This window comes from Streptomyces sp. NPDC059002 (genome assembly GCF_042740435.1).
Lineage (GTDB): Bacteria > Actinomycetota > Actinomycetes > Streptomycetales > Streptomycetaceae > Streptomyces.
In genome coordinates this window covers 145,821-166,690 of record NZ_JBHYJI010000003.1, presented here as the reverse complement: position 1 = coordinate 166,690, position 20,870 = coordinate 145,821, and the positions used below count along the sequence as shown (strand labels likewise).

Here is a 20,870-nt window from a genome sequence, read left to right as displayed (position 1 = left end):
TCCTGCCGGGGCGAAACGATGTACTACTGGCAATAGTTGGCGAGGCCGAGCCGGCTGGGGCCCTAGGCCGTGGGGCAACTGGCCTCACAGCTACTAGTAACCATCGGAGATCAGCGACGCTTGGTCGGATGTGCAGGCTTTGCGCCAGGTGCAGCCTGCGGTGCGGACTCGGCTGCGCCCTTCACCTTGAACGGAATGAACCGCTGCTCATCAATCACCTTCGAACCACAGAGACTGTCCACAATGCAGACCTCAGACTTAGTCGACGGGTCGAAGTCCCGGACAATCCGGAGGCCGTACTCATTGAACGAGGACGACGCGGAGTTCGCGCCCTCAACCGAAGCCAGCGCGACATTCGCCAGGGCGAAAGCGTCCTTGTGGTAAGCGACCGCACCCGTGATGTGCGGAGAAACGACGATGTCGAAACCGAACAGGTTGCCGAGAGTTGCATTACGCAGGGCCTCGGGGCCGCCAGCTTCATTCACCTTCTGGATCTGCTCCACATCGAGAAGGAGCTGAAGAACATCCGGGCCGATAGCGAAGAACCGGTTCGCGGGGTCAATCTCCCGACGAGTGAACTCGGCAGCCGAAAAAGTGAGGGACTTAATCACATGGCCGACTGCGCCCGGCTTGGCAGCCGGATCAATGATCTGTGCAGCCTCGGTGACCTTCGCAGACTCGTCATTCATCAGCTTAGCCAGGTTCTTCTCAATGTAGCGAGACACAGACTCCGTCTGCGGCAGAATGACCTGCTTCGCAAAGTCAGCCACATCAAGGGTCTTTTCCTTCGAGGTGAGCTTTGTGGCGTCGGTGGGCTCATCAGTGAGCTTGACCTGAACAGCATTCTCCTCCACGTCGACATACTGAGTAGTGCCGGTGTAGTCCTTAGCCGTCCGACGCTTAGGGAGACGCACGCGGACGGAATCACCCCGACCCCCCTCGAAACCAGGCTCCACCTGGCGGTGAACTGTATTGCCGAGGACGTTCTGGTGATACAGCAGCTCTACAGCGGAAACAACGACATCATCAATCTGGAAAGTGTGAGACATAGTGGAAACTCCATAAGTGGTATTTGATAGGTCAGTGGCGGCGATGGCCGTCGACAAGGGCGACAGCGTCGGCATAGTCAGCCGTGCGGATAGTGCCTGTGCGGTCCTGTGCGGCCCGCTGATACTCGCCAGCCACCAGAGCGGCCCAGTGGGCTGTATCGGCCTCCACGAGGGCAATCAGAGCCTCATGAGGCGCACGGACAGCGTGCGCCCAGCGGGCCAGGTTCAGGGCGCCAGGGCACTGCACAGCCTCTTCCCAGCGCCACACGGTGGACTCGGACACCTGGGCGCGGTCGGCAACAGCAGCAACCGAGAGACCGGCGCTAATACGCCGGTGCTTGAGAGTGAGACGAAGACGGTCGTAGTGATCGGACATTGGTCCTCCTTTTGATCTACTTGCGGCTACGCAAGTGGGATGGCAAACAAAAGACACCCCCTGGTCCGGATTGATTTCGTCAAACCAGGGGGTGTCATGAGTGGAAGCTGAGACTTTCGCTCCGGGAGCGCTTAACAACCTCTCCACTAATAAATAGGGGTAACGCGTCGCATTAACCCGTTGACCTGCGATCACATCTAGGCAATGGATGCTCTGCCAGACAGGACCGGCACCAAACCTTGATGGGTGCCACCGCTGGTGGCTTCTGACGCTGTTCTGGCGTCCGATGCATCGTGTAGATACCTCGACGTTCATCAGCCCTCTTGAAAGCCCTGTACGCCCGTCTGCACGCCTTTGGTGGGTCACAGGTAAGCGGGGGCCTTCCGGGCCCTGTACGTCGCCTCAGAGGCTCGTCACAGATCACGCAGGGGCGACCAGACGGGAAATCCGACTTCATCAAGTCGTCGTAGTCGTCATCGTTCAGGTTCATCTCAACTAGCTTTCGTGGGTTGGTGGTTCAAGAGGAGATGGGACCTTGGTCCCGAGGCCGGCGAGCACAAGGTCCTGCCTGTGCTCCTAGGCGACTGCATGGCCGCACTGGCAGTCGCAAGGCGGCCCGAAGGGGTCACGGTCTCCGCACAACCAAGAGCCACCACCACCCACCGCGTAGGCGGTGAAGGTGCAGTCACAGCCGCCGGAGGACGATGACGACGAATAGGAGTCATCAGTACCGACAGGTTGGTCGGCTGGAATGCCGATCCAGCCTCCCGAGGAGGTTGAATCAAGGTCGCCGACATGAGGCGACATGGAATCTATTACAGATGGCCACTCCTGGTGGCCAGACTCAATATGGCCAGCCTGCGGATTTTCAGGAGCAGGCTGGATTACTCCAACGGTCTCGTGCACCTTCGGTGCCTGATCTGTTTCCTCAACCTTCAAGCCTCCAGCCTCTTGCCTGGAGCCTTGTACCTCATACCTACTACCTATAACCCCATACCTAGGCCCCCCTACAGGGGGAACTGAAGCGTTATCGACCACGGATTCCCGAAGGTTCTCGTACTTATCAGAGTCGACCAGTACCTTCGGTGCTGAAAGCCGGAGTACCGGGGCACGGCCAACCTTCTTTCCGGTGTCTTGGAAGAACCCGAGGCTCGTCAGCATCCTCCGAGTCTTGGTTCCGGGATGATTGTTGCCCGTGTACCCGAGTGATTGAGCTATGTCTCTGTCGCCCCGGCGCACGGTTCCGGTACGCCCGTCCACGCTGCGAATTAGGGCGAGCGACCACAGGAGATGCTCACGGTTGAACTCCGGCGCCGACTCAGCGATCCAGCCACCAGGGCCGAACTCATCAAAGAGCATCCGAGACCAAGACTCCTTGACGTCGTACGTCGCCTTGAGTGCGTAGCTCATGCGCTTACCTCCGAGTGCCGGGGGGCGCCACAGGAAGGACGGCGCTTGTTCTTTCCGCAGTAGCCGCAATCGCGACCAGCCCGCGAAAGCAGCTCAACAACATCCGCGCGCCGGAAAGTGATCCGTCCATCAGCCACACCTGTGGCGACGCCTGCACTCATGAGGAGCGCGGCGGCCTGCTCGTTCGGAATACCCAGATTCTTGGCGAGCTGCCAAACGGGGGCATAGTCATCGTTCATCGATTCAGTCCTTTCATGGAATACAAAAGGGCCCCAGCTCACACAACCGGGGCCCTCGAAATGGTTCGGTGCTCTCTACTTACTGCTGTGGTACAACCGCAGGATCTCTTCCGCTTGCACATCGGTGATCACTCCAGCGTTCTTACCGAGGAGCAAGGCGTCCATGACGGCATTGGTCTTGACGTCCTGGAAAGCCTGCTGCATTCGCGAGTGATGATCCTTCTCTCGGACTATCCCGTGATGCCCCTTACGGAGATCCTTTGGGCGGAACGACTCCACCCGCCCCTCATCGCTTTCACTGAAAGCCGCCGTGACAGTGATGGTCACCCGCGTACGCCCGAAACTCTTGACGGTTCCTTGCCAGCCGCTCATGTACTGCGGGCGGTCGTCCAGGAAACTGCCGACCGTGACCGGGTCTCCCTCTTGCAGCCATTCGCCTGTTACATCTCGCATCAATTACCTCCTGTGCTCAATCCGGTTCGGCCCTTTCCGTCCCGCAGGCTGCCACTATGCACGATCATCGCTACGGTTGCAAACCGTATCGCCGTAGCGATGCGGTGCTACAGTGAACTAGCAGCAACCGGACGAGAGGGCGGTCATGAGAGAGACAGAGATCATCGGCCAGCCGTACGAACTGGCCGTGACCAGGGAAGACGGCCGGATCGTAGAGGTTCGGATCACTGCCGTTGGGGACGGCGGAGAGCTGACGGCGGAGACCATCAGCCAGGCTCACCGGGCCCTGTCGGACCGGCTCAGGCAGGAAGAGTTCCGGGCACGGCGTAGCAGCCAGCGGGAGGCCAGCCGTAGCGCCCTGGAAGCGCTCAAGGCGGCATCCACGGACAAGATCACGGACGCCTATCTGGCCCACCTAGCAGCGGCCTACGTGGCGATTCTCGACGGCGCGTCCGGGGTGGAGGCTCGGGGGGTCATGTCGATCCTCGCTACGGCAACCGGCCGTAGCGCTAGCACGGTCAAGATGCATGTGGTCAAGGCCAGGAAGGAAGGATTCCTGACCGAGACCGGGGGCGGGAAAGCAGGGGGAGACCTCACAGACAAGGCACGAAAGCTCACCGAAAGCGCGGAATGAAACTCAGAGCAATAGGCGCAATCCGCCTCAGTGTTGGCGGTGTCGGCCAGACCGGCGACGACACACAGAAGCGGCGCATCTCCAAACGCGTGGACGCAGACGAACTGACCTTCGTGGGCTTCGCGGAAGACATCGACGTATCAGCGTCCCTCTCCCCGTGGCTGCGGCCGTCCCTCGGGGACTGGCTCAACAACCGGCGCGACGAATTCGATGTCATCTACGTCTACAAGATCGATCGAATAGCCCGGTCCGTAAAGGACCTGTGCGCACTGCTCGACTGGTGCGATAAGCACGGCAAGTCCCTCGTATCCATCGAAGAGGGCTTCGACCTGTCGACCCCGTGGGGACGCACCATTGCCAAGATCCTTGCGGTACTGGCAGAGGCGGAGTTGGAGGCCATCAAGGCCCGCATCAAGGCTTCCCGTGAAGCGATGAGGGACGCTGGCCGGTGGGCCGGTGGCCTGGTCCCGTTCGGCCGCGTAGCCGTCAAGGACGGAGACGGATACACCCTGCGTCTGTGCCCGACGTACGGGCCGGTGCTCCTCGAAATGATCCGGCTGTTCATGTCGTGCCGGTCGTTCTCCGTGGTCGCGGACTGGCTGAACGCTGGCAGCGTCCCGACCGCTCAAGACATTGCCCGGATGCGTGCGGGCAAGGGCGAGTCGACTACCCGACTCGACCAGGACAAGGCCAAGAGCCGGGGTTCCCGCTGGTCTGCAAACTCCGTTCAGGCCGTGCTCACGTCCCGGTCCCTGCTCGGGGAGTACGTCCGGGCAGACGGCACGGTCGTGCGGAACGCTGACGGCACGCCGGTCATGCGGTCTGAGCCGGTACTGACCGATACGGAATGGCTGGCACTTCAGGAAGTCGTGAGCCTGGTCAAGTACACAAAGGGGCCGTCCAAGGTCTCCCCCGTGCGTGGCTTCCTGTTCTGCGACGGGTCCGACTATGAGCACCCGCTGTACTACGCCAGGGGTGGCGTGAAGAACGGCAAGCGTCCCCGCATCCGGTGCCAGGGGAACAGGACACTCGGCCGTGACCGGTGCGCCGGTCACTCGTGGATGGCTGAGGAACTGTACGAGCTCATTGAAGCCGCTCTGAAGCTCCAGATAGGCCACCTGCCAGTGAAGGAGCGCCGGGCCGTTGTAGACGACTCCAGGGCCGTTCAGGTAGCCATCCTCGACGGCCAGCTAGACCAGCTCACAAAGGAACTCCAGGCGGGCCGACTGTCGGCCGTCGACTACGGCCAGCATGTCGCCAAGGTCGCGGCAGAGCGCGAAGCGCTCATGAACGCACCCGAGGACAAGCCCCGTGAGGAGTGGACGGAGACAGGCCAGACCTACGCGGAATGGTGGGATGCGTCCACGCCAGACGAGAGGCGAGAGAAGCTGATCTCTTGGGGCGTGAAGGTATTCGCCCGCCCCAGCGGTATCCGGTTCGAGTACGGCGACAACTTCCCGGCGCCGCTCATGCTCACGCACCTGACCTACGGCGAGCGAGCACCCCTCGATGACGGCGACGTGTCGTTCTGGATCGACCTGGAGGCAGGTACAGCCGAGGCCACGTTCCCCGATGGGACGGTGACGTCGATCCCTCTCCCCGAGGGGACTCAAGCCCTGAGCTTGGCCGCATGAGCGGGAGAAAAAGTGAGGACCGTCCCCACCGTCCTCTTCCCGGACGGCTCGACGCTCACGAACCCCTCGCTCGCGCAGGTCAAGCAGAAGCTGGCCTAGGCGGGAGGCCGGTCCGCGGCGGGTCCCTGAGGCCGGGTTCCGGCCCCAGGGCGCGGCTCGGTCAGCCGACGGTGCCCGGCTTCGGCAGGGGCTTGCCGTACCAGAGCTCGATCAGACGGGCCGCAATCGAGATGCCGTAGGGAGGCAGGACCTCCCCGGACTCGAATGCGGCCCGCAGGTCTTCCCGGGAGAACCAGCGGGCCTCGTGGATCTCCTCGCCGTCGACGTTGATCTCCGAAGAGGTCGCGTCGGCCATGAAGCCCAGCATCAGGCTGGAGGGGAAGGGCCAGGGCTGGCTCGCGACGTACTCGACGTCGCCGACCGTGACGCCCGCCTCCTCGAAGACCTCGCGGCGCACCGACTGCTCGATGGACTCGCCCGGCTCGACGAAGCCCGCGAGGGTGGAGAAGCGGCCCTCGGGCCAGTGCACCTGGCGGCCGAGGAGGATGCGGTCCTCGCTGTCCCTGACGGCCATGATCACCGCGGGGTCCGTGCGCGGGTAGTGCTCGGCGCCGCAGGCCTGGCAGCGGCGGATGTGACCGGCCGCCGCGATGACCGTGCGCTCGCCGCAGCGCGAGCAGAAGCGGTGCAGGCGCTGCCAGTTCTCCAGGGCGACGGCGTGCACCATCAGGCCCGCGTCACGGGGCGAGAGCAGCAGCCCCGCCTCGCGCAGTCCCGCGGGGCGCGCCGACTGGTCCATGCGGCCCGGCAGGGAGTCCTTCTGCAGCGCGAAGTAGCTGACGCCGTCGTCGTCCCTGCCGAGGAAGTAGCGGTGCTCCTCGGTGAGGGGCGCTTCGAAGGCGGGAGTCATCACCAGTTCGGTGGTGCCCTCCGGTGTCTCGTCGATGAGCACCTGGCCACCGGAGACCACGAAGACCCGGGTCGTCGGATGGCTCCAGGCTGCGGCGAGCCACGCCTCGTCCATGCGGTGGTGGGCCGCGCGGTCGATGCCGCTCGGCGCGGTGAGCGAGACGGGCCGGTCTGCGGTGCGGTCGGTCCAGGTGGTCACAGGTGCTTCCAACTCCCCCGATGGAATGGGTGGTTCGGCAGGACGTGCTCGGCGATCCGGGGACTTTCAGTGTGCATCGCGCCAGTTCTCCGCGAGGTCGCCCCACAGGTAGGCGGTGGTCTCGACGCCCTTGAGGAGCAGGTCGATCTCGACCTTCTCGTTCGGCGCGTGCCAGCCGTCGGACGGGACGGAGATGCCGAGGAACAGCACGGGTGCGCCGAGGACGTCCTGAAGGTCCGCGGCAGGTCCCGAGCCGCCCTCGCGCGTGAAGCGGATCTGCTGCTCGAAGGCGCGCCCCATGGCGCGCACGACGGACTGCAGCGCCGGGTGGTCGAGCGGGGTCAGGCACGGGCGCGTGGCGGCGCCGAACGTGATCGTGTGGCGGATGCCTGCGGGCACGCGGTCGGCGACCCAGGTGCGCACGGCCTCTTCGACGCGGTCCGGGTCCTGGCCCGCGACCAGCCGGAAGGACAGCTTGAGGAACGCGGACGACGGGACGATCGTCTTGCCGCCCGCTCCTTGGTAGCCGCCGCCGATGCCGTTGACCTCGGCGGTGGGCCGGGCCCAGATGCGCTCCAGGGTCGTGTGCCCGGCCTCGCCGTGGGCCGCGTACGACTTGGCCGTACGCAGCCAGCGCTCCTCGTCGAAGGGCAGCTCGGCGAAGAGTTCGCGCTCGCGGTCCGTGAGTTCGGTGATGCCTTCGTAGAAGCCGGGGATCGCCACGCGCGCGTGCTCGTCGTGCAGGGCGGCGACCAGGCGGGCGGCCTCGGTCGCGGGGTTCGGGACCGCTCCGCCGAAGGAGCCGGAGTGGATGTCCTGGTCCGGGCCGCGCAGTTCGATCTCGCAGTCGGCGAGTCCGCGCATGCCGGTGCAGACGGTGGGGGTGTCCTCCGACCACATGCCGGTGTCCGAGACGATCACCGCGTCGGCGGCGATGCGCTCGCGGTGCTCCTCGATGAGCGCGCGGAAGTGCGGGGAGCCGGACTCCTCCTCGCCCTCGACGAGCAGCTTCAGGTGGACGGCGGGTGCGGTGCGGCCGGTGGCGGCGAGGTGGGCGCGGACGCCGAGGGTGTGGAAGAAGACCTGGCCCTTGTCGTCGGCCGCCCCGCGCGCGTGGAGCCGGTTTCCCTGGACGACCGGCTCGAACGGCTCGGTGTCCCAGCCGTCCTCGAGGGCGGCGGGCTGGACGTCGTGGTGGCCGTAGACGAGGACCGTGGGGGCCTGTGGGTCGTCCGAGGGCCACTCCGCGAACACGGCGGGTGCGCCCGCCGTCTCCCAGACCTCGGCGGTCGGGAAGCCGGTCTCCTTGAGCTTGGCGGCGAGCCAGTCGGCGCTGCGGCGCACGTCGCCCGCGTGCTCGGGCTGGGCCGACACCGACGGTATGCGCAGCCACTCGGCGAGGTCGTCGAGGAAGGCGGCACGGTGGCTCTCGATGTACGTACGGACGGCGCTGTCCGGTGTCTCGCTCATGGTCACGAGCCTATCCGCCATCCGGGTCCCGCTCTCCCGGCGGTTCACCGTCCGGGACCGCGGCCGGTTCTTCGAGCAGCAGGCGTTCGAGCTCGGCGCGGTCCGGCAGATGCCGGGGCCGGGCGGTCTCTCCGCTGCGTACGTAGAGGAACGCGGCCTTCACCGACTCCGGGGGGACGCCCTGCTGCTCGGCCCAGGCGAGGCGGTAGACGGCGAGCTGCAGGGGGTCGGCGCTGTGGGTGCGGCTGGTCTTCCAGTCGACGATCTCGTACGTCGTGTTGTCTTCGTCACCGTCCTTGTAGACGGCGTCGATACGGCCCCGGACGACGCGGCCCGCGATGACGAACTGGAAGGGGACCTCGACGCGGTACGGGGTGCGGTGGGCGTACTCGGTGCGTTCGAAGGCTTCCTTGAGGGCTTCCAGGTCGCGCTCGTCGGCGATCTCGGCCTCGTCGGGGCCGCCGCCCGGCAGGTCCTCCGGGGCGAGCATCGGCAGGGTGAGCTCTTCGAAGCGGGACTCGACCCAGGCGTGGAAGCGGGTGCCGCGGCGGGCTGCGGGCTGCGGCGGGCGCGGCATGGGCCGGGCCAGCTCCTGCGCGAACCCTTCGGGGTCGGCGGCCAGGCGCATCAGCTCGGACGCGGTGAGCGAGGGCGGCACGGGGACGTCCCTGACGGCCTCGCGGGCGCGCAGGAGCTCGCCGGTGAGGGCGTCCAGGTCACGGTCCCAGGAGGCGAGGGTGCGCGCCTCCTCCGGGGTGAGGCGGGCGCGGGACTCCTCCGGGGCGGGGCGGGTCTCAGGGACACGGTCGGCGGGGTGCGGGTGGGCGTCGGGCGCGGACGCGGGCAGCGGCACGCGCGCGTGGGCGCCGTCGCCCGGGGCGTCGTGGCCTGCGGACTCGGCTCCCGGGGCGTCCGCGGGGTGCGGGACGGTCGGGCGCTCTGTCGCCAGGGAGTCCCAGTCCGCGTCCCAGCCCGCCGGGTCGGTGTCCGGGAAGCCGGTGTCTTCGTAGGACCCTTCTTCGTCCTCCGGAGGGGGCGGCCACTCGGGGTCGTCGGCCAAGGGCGCGTCGTCGTACGCCGACGGGTGGGCCTCTTCGTGGGAGCGGGCGTGCTCCGGTGTGCTCTCCCCCGTCAGGTGGTCCAGGTGGTCGAGGACCGTGCGCGCGGCGGCCCTGCGGCGGGCCAGCGAGGCGTCGTCCAACGGGAGCGGCCACGCGTGGTCGGCGGTCGCCTCCGCCAGGGCGGGGTTCTCCTCGTCCTGCGCCGGCTCGTCCGCCCAGGCCTCGATCTCGCCGTGGCCCGCCGCGCAGTGGTCGTGGAGGGCCTGGAGGAAGTCCGAGGGGCCGCGGGGCTTCTTCTGGGAGGGGCCCCACCAGTGGCCCGAGCCGAGGAGCAGCGATCGGGGGCGGGTGAACGTGACGTAGCCGAGGCGGAGTTCCTCGGTGCGCTGGTGGTCCTTCATCGCTTCGTGGAAGGCCTTCATGCCCTTGGCGTCCCACGCCTCGATGTCGGGCAGCGTGGCCGCGTCGCCGCGCAGTTCGTGCGGGACGACCTTGGCCTGTGCGGTCCACTTCTCGCGGCCCTGTGCGCTCGGGAAGGTGCCGTTGACCAGGCCGGGGACGGCGACGACGTCCCATTCGAGGCCCTTGGACTTGTGGGCGGTGAGCACCTTGACCGTGTTCTCGCCGCCCGGCAGGGCGTTGTCGAGGCCCTTCTCGTACTGGGCGGCGGTGCGCAGGAAGCCGAGGAAGGCGAGCAGGGACGCGCCCTGGTCGTTCGCGGCGAAGGACGCGGCGACGTCCAGGAAGTTGGAGAGGGTCTCGCGGCGGCGGGCCGCCAGGGCGTGCGGCGACGCGGAGAGCTCCACTTCGAGGCCCGTCACCGCGAGCACGCGGTGCAGGACGTCCATCAGCGGGTCGGACAGCGACCGGCGCAGCTCGCGCAGTTCGGCGGCGAGCCGGGCGAAGCGCACCCTCGCGTCCGCCGAGAACGGCAGTCCGTCGTCCCCTCCGGAGGAGTCGTCCGGGGCGAGCGGTGTCTCCAGGAACGTGTCGAGGGCGTCCGCGAGCGATATGACCTCGGCCGGGTCGACCCCTTCGACGGCCTCGGCGAGCCGCCGGTCCGGGTCGTCGGGGGCGGTGTGCCCGGGGCGTACGAGGAGGCGGGCGCGGCGGCCGAGGAGGGCGAGATCGCGCGCGCCGATGCGCCAGCGGGGTCCCGTCAGGAGCCGCACCAGGGAGGCGTTGGCCCCCGGGTCCTGGAGGACCTCGCAGACGGCGACGAGGTCGGCGACCTCCGGGAGGTGCAGGAGTCCGGAGAGGCCGACGACCTCCACAGGGATGTCGCGGGCGACGAGGGCGCCCTGGATCTCGGCGAAGTCCGTCGCCGTGCGGCACAGGACCGCGATCTCGCCGGGCGCCTTGCCGGTGCGCACCAGGTGGCCGATCGAGTCGGCGAGCCAGTCGATCTCCTCGGCGTGCGTGCGCAGCAGGGCGCAGCGCACCACTCCGTCGCGCTCGGCGCCCGGTGCGGGTCGCAGGGCCTCCACGCCCGCGTGCATGGCGCGCAGCGGCTCCGCGAGGTCGTTGGCGAGGTCCAGGAGGCGGCCGCCGCTGCGGCGGTTCTCACTCAGCGCGTGCCGGGTGGCGGGGCGGCCGTCGGCGTACGCGAAGTGCTCGGGGAAGTCGTCCAGGTTCGCCACCGAGGCGCCGCGCCAGCCGTAGATCGCCTGGCAGGGGTCGCCGACGGCGGTCACCGGGTGGCCCGTGCCCGCGCCGAACAGGCCGGACAGGAGGATGCGCTGGGCGACCGACGTGTCCTGGTACTCATCGAGGAGGACGACGCGGAATTCGTCGCGGAGGATCTCGCCGACGTCGGCGCGGGTGCGGGCGAGCGTCGCGGACAGGGCGATCTGGTCGCCGAAGTCGAGGAGGTCGCGGGAGCGCTTCGCCGCGCGGTAGTGCCCCACCAGGTCGGCCAGTTCGAGCCGTGCCGCCACCGTCTCGGGGACCTTGCGCAGGTCGGCGTTGGTGAGCTTCGCGCCGTCCAGGGCGCGCAGCAGCTCGGTGTCGTACGCCCGGAGCCTGTCGGGCCGCACGAGGTGTTCGGCGAGCTCGCTGTCGAGGGCGAGGAGGTCGCTGACGAGGTCGGGGAAGGACCGGGTCAGCGCCGGATAGGGGCCCGGGGCCTCGCGCAGCACGCGCGCGGCGAGCTGGAAGCGGGTGGCGTCGGCGAGGAGCCGGGAGGTCGGCTCCAGGCCGATGCGCAGGCCGTGGTCGGTCAGGAGGCGGCCCGCGAAGGCGTGGTACGTGGAGATGACCGGCTCGCCCGGAGGGTTGTCCGGATCGACCGCCTCGGGGTCGGTGACGCCCGCCTTGATCAGGGCCTGGCGCACGCGCTCGGCGAGCTCGCCCGCCGCCTTGTTCGTGAACGTCAGGCCGAGGACCTGCTCGGGGGCGACCTGGCCGGTGCCGACCAGCCAGACCACGCGCGCCGCCATCACCGTCGTCTTGCCCGACCCGGCTCCGGCCACGATCACCTGCGGGGCGGGCGGCGCGGTGATGCAGGCCGTCTGCTCCGGGGTGAACGGGATGCCGAGGAGCTCTTTGAGCTGCTCGGGGTCGGTGAGGCGAGGTGACACGACAGAGAGGCTAGCGGTGGCCACTGACATCCGGGACGAAACCGGACGTCGGCGGCCACCGCCCGCTCAGGGAACGCGTGGGGTCAGGAACCCGAGACCAGCTTCTCCGGGTCGACGATCTCACTGGCCGGCGGGGCCTTGACGTCGACGGGCTTGCCGTAGTCGCTGAAGGTCACGGTGCCGGGGCCGTCGCTGCCCTTGTTCACGACCTTCAGGAAGTAGGGCTTGCCCTCCATCGCGACGTAGAAGGTGGTGGTCTCCTTGCCCTTCTTCCGCGTGAGGACGGCGGCCTTCTTGCCGTCGACGTCGGCGTCGTCCTCGCGCTTCATCTTCTTGAGCTCGTCGGCCTTGAACATGTCGTCCCGGTTGCAGACGCTGTCCTTCTTGTCGGACTTCATCCAACGGCCCTTGAGGAGCTCGGCCGCGCCGCCGTTGCCCTTGCTGCCCAAGAACTTTTCGTCGGCCTTGACGTACGAGGCGTTCCCGACGGAGAGGAACTCGGCGGTGCCCGACTTCTGCGAGCCCATCGTGCCCTTGCAGTCGCCGGACTCGGCGACGGAGAACGCGATGTTGCTCGTCTCGCCGCCCTGCTTCATCTGGCCCTTCATCGCGAAGGAACCGGCGTCCTTGGAGGCCTTGGAGGCCTTCTCGGCGATCTTGTCGGCGCTCATCCCGTCGAAGGGGTCCTTGTCGCCGCTGTCGCTGCTGCAGCCCGTGACGCCGATGACGGCGGCGGCGCAGACGACGGCCACTGCCAGGAGCTTCCGGTTGGCTGCCATGTATGTATCTCCTCGGAAAGGTGCACGATCGGACGTTCCGCTGAGTGCACTGTTCAGCTTTACCGAGACTTTAGGTGGCCTGTGAGCCTGCTATGGGCGCGGGTAGCCGTACGTGAGCTTTGCCACCAAGGGCACTGGTGTCGCGGGTGTCACTCCACGACGTGACGGCCCTCAGGGCGCGCGCTGCACGAGGCGCGGAAGGCGCAGTGGGTGCAGTGCTGGCCCGCGGTGGGCGTGAAGCGTTCATCGAGGACCTTGCCCGCGGCCGTCGCGAGGAGGTCGCCGATCCACTCCCCGGAGAGGGGCTCCTGGGCCTGCACCTTGGGGAGGGCGTCGCCGCCGTTCTTCTTGGCGGCACCCTGGCGCAGCTGCACCAGTTCCGCGCCGCCCGGATCGGGACGTACGCCTCCGAAGACGTCGTCCGCGGCGCCCTCGCGGACCGCCAACTGGTAGACGGCGAGCTGCGGATGGCGGGCCACGTCGGCGGCGCTCGGGGCCTGCTTGCCGGTCTTGAAGTCCACTACGTAGGCACGGCCTTCCGCGTCCTGCTCGACGCGGTCCATGGAACCGCGCACGCGCACTTCGTAGGGGCCCGCTTCGAGGGTCACGTCGAAGCCGTGCTCGCTGGCGACGGGGGTGCGGCTCGCGCGGTCCATCACATGCCACTGGACGAAGCGTTCGAGCGCCACGCGCGCGTGCTCCTTCTCCTGCGACGACTTCCAGGGGGCGTCGAAGGCGAGCGCGTCCCACACCGAGTCGAGGCGCTCCATGAGGACGGCGAGATCGGCGGGGGTGCGTCCGGAGGCGACCTCGTCGGCCAGGACATGCACCACGTTGCCGAAGCCCTGGGCGGCGGTGGCGGGGGCGTCCGCCTTGACCTCGCGGCCCAGGAACCATTGCAGGGAACAGGTGTTGGCGAGCTGGTCGAGGGCGCTTCCGGAGAGGACGACGGGCTTGTCGCGGTCCCTGAGGGGGACTTCGCTCGCCGTCGGCTCGTACATGCCCCACCAGCGGTAGGGGTGCGCGGACGGGACGAGGGGGCGCCCGTCGGCGTCGCTGAGCGCCGCGAGCCTGGCGAGGCGCTGGGCCGCCGCCTCGCGCAACGGCTCCGAGACGCGCGGGTCGACGGTGGTGGCGCGCAGCTCCGCGACGAGCGCGGAGACGGACAGGGGGCGGCGCGGGCGGCCGGTTATGTCCTTTGGTTCGACGCCGAGTTCGGTGAGGAAGCGGGAAGGCTGGTCGCCGTCGTCCGCGGGTGCCTTGACGGCGGTGACGACAAGGCGTTCCCGCGCGCGCGTGGCGGCGACGTAGAACAGTCGGCGTTCTTCGGAGAGGAGCGCTCCGGGGGTGAGCGGCTCGGCGAGGCCGTCGCGTCCGATGCGGTCGGCCTCCAAGAGGGAGCCCCGGCGGCGCAGGTCGGGCCAGAGGCCCTCCTGGACGCCCGCGACCACGACGAGCCGCCACTCGAGCCCCTTGGAGCGGTGCGCCGTCATGAGGCGTACGGCGTCGGGGCGTACGGCCCTGCGGGTGAGCGTGTCCGCGGCGATGTCCTGCGCCTCGGTCTCCTCAAGGAAGTTGAGGGCGCCGCGGCCGCCGGTGCGCTCCTCGGCGCGGGCCGCGGCGGCGAACAGCGCGCACACCGCGTCGAGGTCGCGGTCGGCGTTGCGCCCGGCCGCGCCGCCGCGCCGGGCGGTGCGCTCAAGGCGCTTGGGCCACGGTGTGCCGTCCCACAGCTCCCACAGCGCCTCCTCGGCCGTACCGCCGCCCGCGAGGTGCTCACGGGCCTTGCGGAGCAGCGCGCCGAGCCGCTGGGCGCCTCGCGCGTACGTCGGGTCGTGCGCGACGAGCCGCTCCGGCTCGGCGAGGGCGCGGGCCAGCAACTCGTCGGAGGGCGGCGGCAGATGATGGCCCGCGGCGCGCTCCTCCTCCCGCAGGGCACGCCCGAGGCGGCGCAGGTCGGCGGCGTCCATGCCGGCCAGCGGTGAGGTGAGCAGGGTGAGGGCAGTCTCGGTGTCGAGCCAGGCGGGGGCGGTGGATTCGCCACGCGTGGCGGCGCGTTGAACGTCGGCGCCTTCGGGGACGTCTCCTTCGGGAGTGCCTCCTTCGGGCGCGTTCCCTTCGCGGCCGTCTGCTTCGAGAACCTCCCCTACGGGGGCATCTCCCTCGGAGGCGTTCCCCTCGCGGCCGTCTCCTTCGGAGGCGTCCCCCTCAGAGCCACCCCCTTCGGCCCCCTCCGCCATCACCGCCGTCGCCACCACCCTCAGTGCCGTCAGCAGAGGGACCACCGCGGGCTCGTGGCGCAGGGCGATGTCGTCGCCGTCGATGTCGAGGGGGACGCCCGCCGCGCTGAGGCTGCGTCGGACGGCGGGGATCGTGCGGGCGCCCGCGCGGACCAAGACGGCCATGTCGCTCCAGGGGACACCGTCTTCCAGGTGCGCGCGGCGCAGGATGTCCGCGATGTTGTCGAGTTCCGTGCCGGCCGTCGGGTAGGTGAACACCTCGACGCGGCCGCCGTCACGGACCGGTGTCGGCTCCCGGTGGATCCGCACCTTCTCCGCGGGCAGCCTGGTCAGCGGCATGCGCCGGGTGAGCAGCCGGGTCGCGGCGAGCAGGTGGGCGCCCGATCTGCGGGACGTCGTGAGGACCTCGACCGGCGCCGGGGTGCCGTCCGCGCGCGGGAAGGCGTGCGGGAACTCCAGGATGCCGTTCACATCGGCGCCCCGGAACGTATAGATCGACTGGTCGGGGTCTCCGAAGGCGACGAGGGACCTGCCGCCGCCGGCGAGGGCCCTCAGCAGCCGCACCTGGGCCGGGTCCGTGTCCTGGTACTCGTCCACGAAGACGGCGTCGTACTGCCCGCCGAGCGCCCGCGCCACCTCGGGGCGGCGCGCGAGCAGCACCGCGCGGTGCACCAGTTCCGCGTAGTCGAGCACTCCTTGCATGTCGAGTACGTCCAGGTACTCGGCGAGGAAGGACGCCGCAGCGCCCCAGTCGGGGCGGCCGCTGCGGCGGGCGAAGTCGTCCAGGGCGGCGGGCCCCAGGCCCAGTTCGCGGCTGCGGGCGAGCACCGCGCGCACCTCGTCGGCGAAGCCGCGGGTGGTGAGGCAGGCGCGCAGGTCGTCGGGCCAGCGGATGTGCGCGCGGCCCTCCTGGGCGAGGTCGAGCTGGCCCGCGAGGAGTTCGCGCACCGCCACGTCCTGTTCGGGGCCCGAGAGCAGTCGCAGCGGCTCCACGAACAGGTCGGCGTCCTGGTGGGCGCGGACCAGGGCGTAGCAGAAGGAGTGGAACGTCGTCGCCTGCGGGGCGCGCGCCGCTCCGATGCGCAGCGCCATGCGGTCGCGCAGCTCCACCGCGGCCTTGCGGCTGAAGGTCAGGACCAGGATCCGCGCGGGGTCCCCGCCCCGGGCGACGCGGGCGGCGACGGACTCGACGAGCGTGGTCGTCTTGCCCGTACCGGGTCCGGCGAGCACCAGCAGCGGGCCGCCCTCGTGGTCAACCACAGCGCGCTGACGTGCGTCCAAGCGAGGGGGATCCAACGGGGCCGGCGGGGTACGCACCAGTCGGTAGGCGCCCGGGGTCCCCTGTCGTACCTGGTGGTGCGACGGGTGCCGAATGTGCCGGGCGGAAGAAGGGGAGCTCACGTGGGTCGCCGGTCCTGGTGGGTGTGCTGGTCGATGAGTGGCCGGGCGGTGGCCGCGGGGTGACGGGGATGCGTGCTGTCGACGCTACGCCAGTGGCCGCGGGGGACGCGGCGCTTCCCCCGTACGGGCCACCGGTCCCCCATCGGGCCGCGGGATGGCGGAAGCTGTCAGGTGTGAGCCTCCGGAGCCTGCGGGCGAGCGTCACCTTCGGTGTCGGCCGTGTCGCCCCCGACACCGCCGTCCCACCGCGCCCGGCGCATGTCGAGCTTGGGCACATGTCCCTGGGCGGCGCGCGAGGCCTGGCGCAGCGGCGTGCCCTCCTCGCGGTACCGCTCCAGCGCGTGCAGTTCGTGGCCGGGCAGCAGCACGCCGTCCGAGCGCACGACACGCCACCACGGAACGCCTCCTCCGTAGAGGGCCATCACCCGTCCGACCTGCCGGGGGCCACCCTCCTCCAGCCATTCGGCGACGTCTCCGTACGTCATCACGCGCCCCGGGGGGATCATTTCCGCGACGTCGAGGACCCGTTCCGCGTACTCCGGAAGGGCCCCTGCCGCCTGGTCGGACCCGGTCTGTTCCCTTCGGCTCTCCTCGTTCATCCGGACCATCCTGCCGCACCCCACCGACACCGTGATGTGACCGGTACGGAGCGTGCCAGGGCATGTGCCGCAGGACACAAAGTGTCGTTTCGTGACCACTTCGCGTCCTTGCGTTGCCCCCTGCTGCCCCCCTGCGGCGACGTGGCATGCCACCATCGTGCGGGCGGTGACTGGTGATACGAGATCAAGAAGAGACGACGGAACGGCAGGGCGTGCATCCCGATGAGAAGGCGGGCACCTCTGCGTCCGAGTCACACCTGGACACCGGTGAGCGTGCCCTGAAGACCGACAAGACCGAGACCGAGCAGTCCGGGACCGAGCAGTCCGGGACGGAGCCGACCGGCTACGACGTCGACTGTCCCGACGGCGGTGCTCCGCACACCGATCGCGTCGAGCGCGACGAACCGCTGCTCGCCGCGCGCGTGCACCGGCCGTCCGACCTCATGCGGCTGCTGGTGGGCGTCCTCGCGATCGCCGTACTCCTGGCGATCGCGGCGTTCGCGCACGGCACGACGTCCGGGCTCGAACAGGACATCGACAAGGGCACCGAGCAGGCACCCGATCTGCTGATCAAGGTGGCGGGGCTCGTCGCGAGCATCGGGGTCCTGCTCGTTCCCGTCGCCTTCGCGATCGAGCGGCTGATCAAACGCGACGGGCTGCGCATCGCCGACGGCGTGCTGGCCGCCGTCCTCGCGCACGGCGTGACGCTGGCCACCGACCTCTGGGTCGCCAAGGCCGCCCCCGACTCCATCCAGGACGCGCTCACCAAGCCCTCCCCCGCCGACGTGCACGCCTTCACCGATCCGGTGCACGGCTATCTCGCGCCGGTCATCGCGTACATGACGGCCGTGGGCATGTCGCGCAGGCCGCGCTGGCGCCTGGTGCTGTTCGTGGTGCTGCTGCTCGATGCCTTCACCATGCTCGTCACCGGCTATACGACGCCGTTCTCGATCATCCTGACGGTGCTCATCGGCTGGACCGTGGCCTACGGAACGCTCTACGCGGTCGGCTCGCCGAACGTACGGCCCACCGGGCAGACGCTGCTCGTCGGTCTGCGGCACGTCGGCTTCCACCCCGTCAGCGCCGCCCGCGAGGAGTCACCGGACAGCGAGCACGGCGATCGCGGCCGCCGGTATTTCGTCACGTTGGAGGACGGCCCTCCGCTCGACGTCACGGTCATCGACCGCGAGCAACAGGCGCAGGGCTTCTTCTATCGCGTGTGGCGCAGGCTCACGCTGCGCGGGATCACCCAGCGGCGCAGCCTGCAGTCGTTGCGCCAGGCGCTCGAGCAGGAGGCCCTCCTCGCGTACGCGGCGATCGCGGCCGGGGCGAACGCGCCCAAGCTGATCGCCACGTCCGAGCTCGGCCCCGACGCCGTGATGCTCGTCTACGAGCACATGGGCGGCCGTTCCCTGGACTCCCTGCCGGACGACGTCATCACCGACGAGCTGCTGTGCGACACCTGGCGGCAGGTGCAGGCGCTGCAATCCCGCCGGATCGCGCACCGCAGGCTCGCGGGCGACGCGATTCTGGTGGATCGTTCCGGCACGGTGATCCTCACCGATCTGCGCGGCGGCGAGATCGCCGCGGGCGACCTCGTGCTGCGCATGGACATCGCCCAGCTCCTGACCGCCCTGGGCCTGCGTGTGGGCGCCGAGCGCGCGGTCGGGTCCGCCGTCGAGGTGCTCGGCCCCGACGCGGTGGCGGACTGTCTGCCGCTGCTCCAGCCGATCGCCCTGACCCGCTCCACCCGCGGCACCCTGCGCAAGTTGGCCCGCGAACGCTCCCAGCGCGAGCGTGACGCGGTCCTGGAGGCCTCCCGCAAGGCCAAGCAGGGCGTACGCGCGAACGTGGCCGAGGACACCGAGGCGGACAAGCAGACGGGCAAGCTGGCCCAGAAGCAGGAGAAGCAGGCGGCCAAGCAGGAGCGGCAGGCCGAGAAACAGGCCATAGACGACGCCCTGGAGCAGGCCCGCGAGGAGGATCTGCTCACCCAGATCCGCCACCAGGTGCTGCTGATCCGCCCGACGGCGCCGGTCGAGCCCGCGCAGCTGGAGCGGATCAGGCCGCGCACGCTGATCAGTTTCATCGCCGGTGCCATCGGCGCGTACTTCCTGCTCTCGCAGCTCACGCACGTCGAGTTCGGCACGCTCTTCCAAGAGGCGCAGTGGGGCTGGGTGGCCGCCGCGGTGGGCTTCTCCGCGCTGAGCTATTTCGCCGCCGCGATGAGCCTGCTCGGCTTCGTGCCGGAGCGGGTGCCGTTCCTGCGGGCGGTGGCGGCGCAGGTCGCCGGGTCGTTCGTGAAGATCGTGGCGCCCGCCGCGGTCGGCGGTGTCGCGCTCAACACGCGCTTCCTGCAGCGCTCCGGAGTGCGCTCGGGGCTCGCGGTGGCGAGCGTGGGTGCCTCGCAGCTGTTCGGGCTCGGCTCGCACATCATGCTGCTGCTGGTCTTCGGTTATCTGACGGGTACGGAGAAGACGCCTTCGTTCACGCCGTCCCGCACCGTCATCGCGGGGCTCCTGTCGGTCGCGGTGCTCGTCCTCGTGGTGACGGCGATCCCGTTCCTGCGGAAATTCGTCGTCACGCGCGTGCGGTCGCTTTTCGCGGGTGTCGTGCCGCGCATGCTGGACGTGCTGCAGCGGCCGCAGAAGCTGCTCACCGGCATCGGCGGCATGCTGCTGCTCACGCTCCTCTTCGTGCTCTGTCTGGACGCGTCGGTCAGGGCGTTCGGCAGCGACGAGATGACGACGCTGAGTCTGGCGAGCGTCGCGGTGGTCTTCCTCGCGGGCAACGCGCTGGGGTCGGCGGCGCCGACTCCCGGCGGTGTGGGCGCGGTCGAGGCGACGCTGACGTTCGGTCTGATCGCGGTGGGTGTGCCCAAGGACGTGGCGGCGCCCGCGGTGCTGCTGTACCGGCTTCTGACGCTGTGGCTTCCGGTGCTTCCGGGGTGGCTGTTCTTCAACCACCTCACAAGGAAGGGGCTGCTTTAGGCGCTCCCTTCGGGTGGCGCCCTAGAACAGCAGCAGGAGCGCCGCCAGGAGCAGCGCCGCGCCCATCACCTCCACCGCGCCGACCACCGGCACCTTCAGGCCCCTGCCGGGCAGCAGCGCCGCGCGGGCCAGGTATGCGGCGAACGGGAGCGCGAGCCACGGGCCGAGGGCGTACGCGGCGGGCACCGCGAGCGCGTGGTACGTCACCGACGCCCGGTAGTACGTGCGTGAGCCGCGCTCGCGGATCATCGTCTTCACGTAGGGCACCGTCCCCGCGAAGAAGAGCAGACAGGCGAGGGCGGGGCGCCAGCCGTCGGCGAGGTCGCCGCCGCCCATCCGCAGCGTGACGAGGAGCATGCCGCAGGCGGGCACCACCGCCGCGAGGCCGTTGACGAGCGCCCGCTCCCTGTTCCGCCACGCGTACCAGGTGTTGACCGCCACGAAGGGTGCCGCGCAGGCCGCCGCGAGGAGCAGCCACGGGTACGCGAAGAGGAGCGGCACCCCGCAGGCCGCGCACACCGCCGCCGAGCCGAGGCCGGGGCGCACATGGCGGCGCGGGGCGCGCGGGTTACGGGAGACGCGGCGCAGCCGGAGCCACTGCTGGGCGTGGAAGGCGGCGACGTACCCGGTCAACCAGGCGACGAGGAGCGGCAGATGGGCCCACCGGGGCCCCTGTCCGGGACCGTCGGCGAGGAACACGCCCGCTGTGAAGGGCACCGCGAGCATCGCCCATGCGCCGTGCTGGTTCGGCAGCCAGGTACGCGGCCCGCCCGTCCTCTTCTTGGCCATGCGTCCAGCATCGCAGCACAGGGCCCGGGAAATTCCGGCAAGAGGTCATGCCTGCATGG

At 69.3% G+C, this 20,870-nt stretch carries 15 protein-coding genes and 1 pseudogene; 4 read left to right on the top strand and 12 right to left on the bottom strand.

The window, feature by feature from the left end; all coding sequences use genetic code 11:
* Nucleotides 1–110: 110 nt before the first annotated feature.
* The 5 genes from ACFWZ2_RS04430 to ACFWZ2_RS04410 all read right to left on the bottom strand — a co-directional run bounded on the left by ACFWZ2_RS04430 (nt 111) and on the right by ACFWZ2_RS04410 (nt 3,527).
* The gene (locus ACFWZ2_RS04430; RefSeq protein ID WP_384541638.1) at nt 111–1,049 is read right to left on the bottom strand and encodes a P22 phage major capsid protein family protein; all 939 of its coding nucleotides are present in this window, start codon (nt 1,047–1,049) and stop codon (nt 111–113) included.
* Nucleotides 1,050–1,080: 31 nt separating this feature from the next.
* Nucleotides 1,081–1,425, bottom strand: coding sequence for a helix-turn-helix domain-containing protein (locus ACFWZ2_RS04425; RefSeq protein ID WP_384541635.1), 345 nt, complete (start codon nt 1,423–1,425; stop codon nt 1,081–1,083).
* Nucleotides 1,426–2,001: 576 nt separating this feature from the next.
* Complete coding sequence (locus tag ACFWZ2_RS04420; protein ID WP_384541632.1) at nt 2,002–2,835, bottom strand: hypothetical protein; 834 nt, start codon at nt 2,833–2,835, stop codon at nt 2,002–2,004.
* Nucleotides 2,832–3,074 carry a hypothetical protein gene (locus ACFWZ2_RS04415; protein ID WP_384541629.1) on the bottom strand — a complete coding sequence of 81 codons (243 nt, stop codon included), beginning with the start codon at nt 3,072–3,074 and terminating at the stop codon, nt 2,832–2,834. The genes ACFWZ2_RS04420 and ACFWZ2_RS04415 overlap by 4 nt, the downstream gene beginning before the upstream one ends.
* Nucleotides 3,075–3,149: 75 nt before the next feature.
* Entirely contained in the window at nt 3,150–3,527 is a 378-nt protein-coding gene (locus ACFWZ2_RS04410; protein WP_384541626.1) for a hypothetical protein, read from the bottom strand.
* A gap of 145 nt (nt 3,528–3,672) precedes the next feature.
* Between ACFWZ2_RS04410 and ACFWZ2_RS04405 the strand changes: the two genes are divergently transcribed.
* The 3 genes and pseudogenes from ACFWZ2_RS04405 to ACFWZ2_RS04395 all read left to right on the top strand — a co-directional run.
* Nucleotides 3,673–4,161, top strand: a complete 489-nt coding sequence (locus ACFWZ2_RS04405) for a hypothetical protein (protein ID WP_384541623.1) — start codon at nt 3,673–3,675, stop codon at nt 4,159–4,161.
* Entirely contained in the window at nt 4,158–5,795 is a 1,638-nt protein-coding gene (locus ACFWZ2_RS04400) for a recombinase family protein (RefSeq protein WP_384541620.1), read from the top strand. The genes ACFWZ2_RS04405 and ACFWZ2_RS04400 overlap by 4 nt, the downstream gene beginning before the upstream one ends.
* A gap of 15 nt (nt 5,796–5,810) precedes the next feature.
* A pseudogene (locus ACFWZ2_RS04395) lies at nt 5,811–5,894 on the top strand (NrdH-redoxin); the annotation flags it as partial.
* A 61-nt stretch (nt 5,895–5,955) separates the two neighbouring features.
* Here the strand turns inward: ACFWZ2_RS04395 and nudC are convergent.
* From nudC to ACFWZ2_RS04365, 6 genes are all read right to left on the bottom strand, one after another.
* Nucleotides 5,956–6,903: an NAD(+) diphosphatase gene (gene nudC, locus ACFWZ2_RS04390; RefSeq protein WP_384541616.1), complete on the bottom strand. Its 948-nt coding sequence runs from the start codon at nt 6,901–6,903 to the stop codon at nt 5,956–5,958.
* A gap of 66 nt (nt 6,904–6,969) precedes the next feature.
* On the bottom strand, nt 6,970–8,373 hold the full coding sequence (locus ACFWZ2_RS04385; RefSeq protein ID WP_384541613.1) for a dipeptidase: 1,404 nt from the start codon (nt 8,371–8,373) through the stop codon (nt 6,970–6,972).
* A gap of 10 nt (nt 8,374–8,383) precedes the next feature.
* Entirely contained in the window at nt 8,384–12,013 is a 3,630-nt protein-coding gene (locus ACFWZ2_RS04380; RefSeq protein WP_384541610.1) for a UvrD-helicase domain-containing protein, read from the bottom strand.
* An 83-nt stretch (nt 12,014–12,096) separates the two neighbouring features.
* Nucleotides 12,097–12,792 (bottom strand): hypothetical protein, encoded by a 696-nt coding sequence (locus ACFWZ2_RS04375; RefSeq protein ID WP_384541607.1) that lies wholly within the window; start codon nt 12,790–12,792, stop codon nt 12,097–12,099.
* A gap of 149 nt (nt 12,793–12,941) precedes the next feature.
* A complete protein-coding gene (locus tag ACFWZ2_RS04370) occupies nt 12,942–16,433 on the bottom strand; it encodes an ATP-dependent helicase (RefSeq protein WP_384541604.1) in 3,492 nt (1,163 codons plus the stop codon).
* A gap of 167 nt (nt 16,434–16,600) precedes the next feature.
* Entirely contained in the window at nt 16,601–17,032 is a 432-nt protein-coding gene (locus ACFWZ2_RS04365; protein WP_384541601.1) for an MGMT family protein, read from the bottom strand.
* A gap of 212 nt (nt 17,033–17,244) precedes the next feature.
* Between ACFWZ2_RS04365 and ACFWZ2_RS04360 the strand changes: the two genes are divergently transcribed.
* Nucleotides 17,245–20,022, top strand: a complete 2,778-nt coding sequence (locus ACFWZ2_RS04360; protein ID WP_384541598.1) for a lysylphosphatidylglycerol synthase domain-containing protein — start codon at nt 17,245–17,247, stop codon at nt 20,020–20,022.
* Nucleotides 20,023–20,043: 21 nt separating this feature from the next.
* Here the strand turns inward: ACFWZ2_RS04360 and ACFWZ2_RS04355 are convergent, their stop codons facing one another.
* On the bottom strand, nt 20,044–20,811 hold the full coding sequence (locus ACFWZ2_RS04355) for a YwiC-like family protein (RefSeq protein ID WP_384541595.1): 768 nt from the start codon (nt 20,809–20,811) through the stop codon (nt 20,044–20,046).
* Nucleotides 20,812–20,870 lie beyond the last annotated feature (59 nt).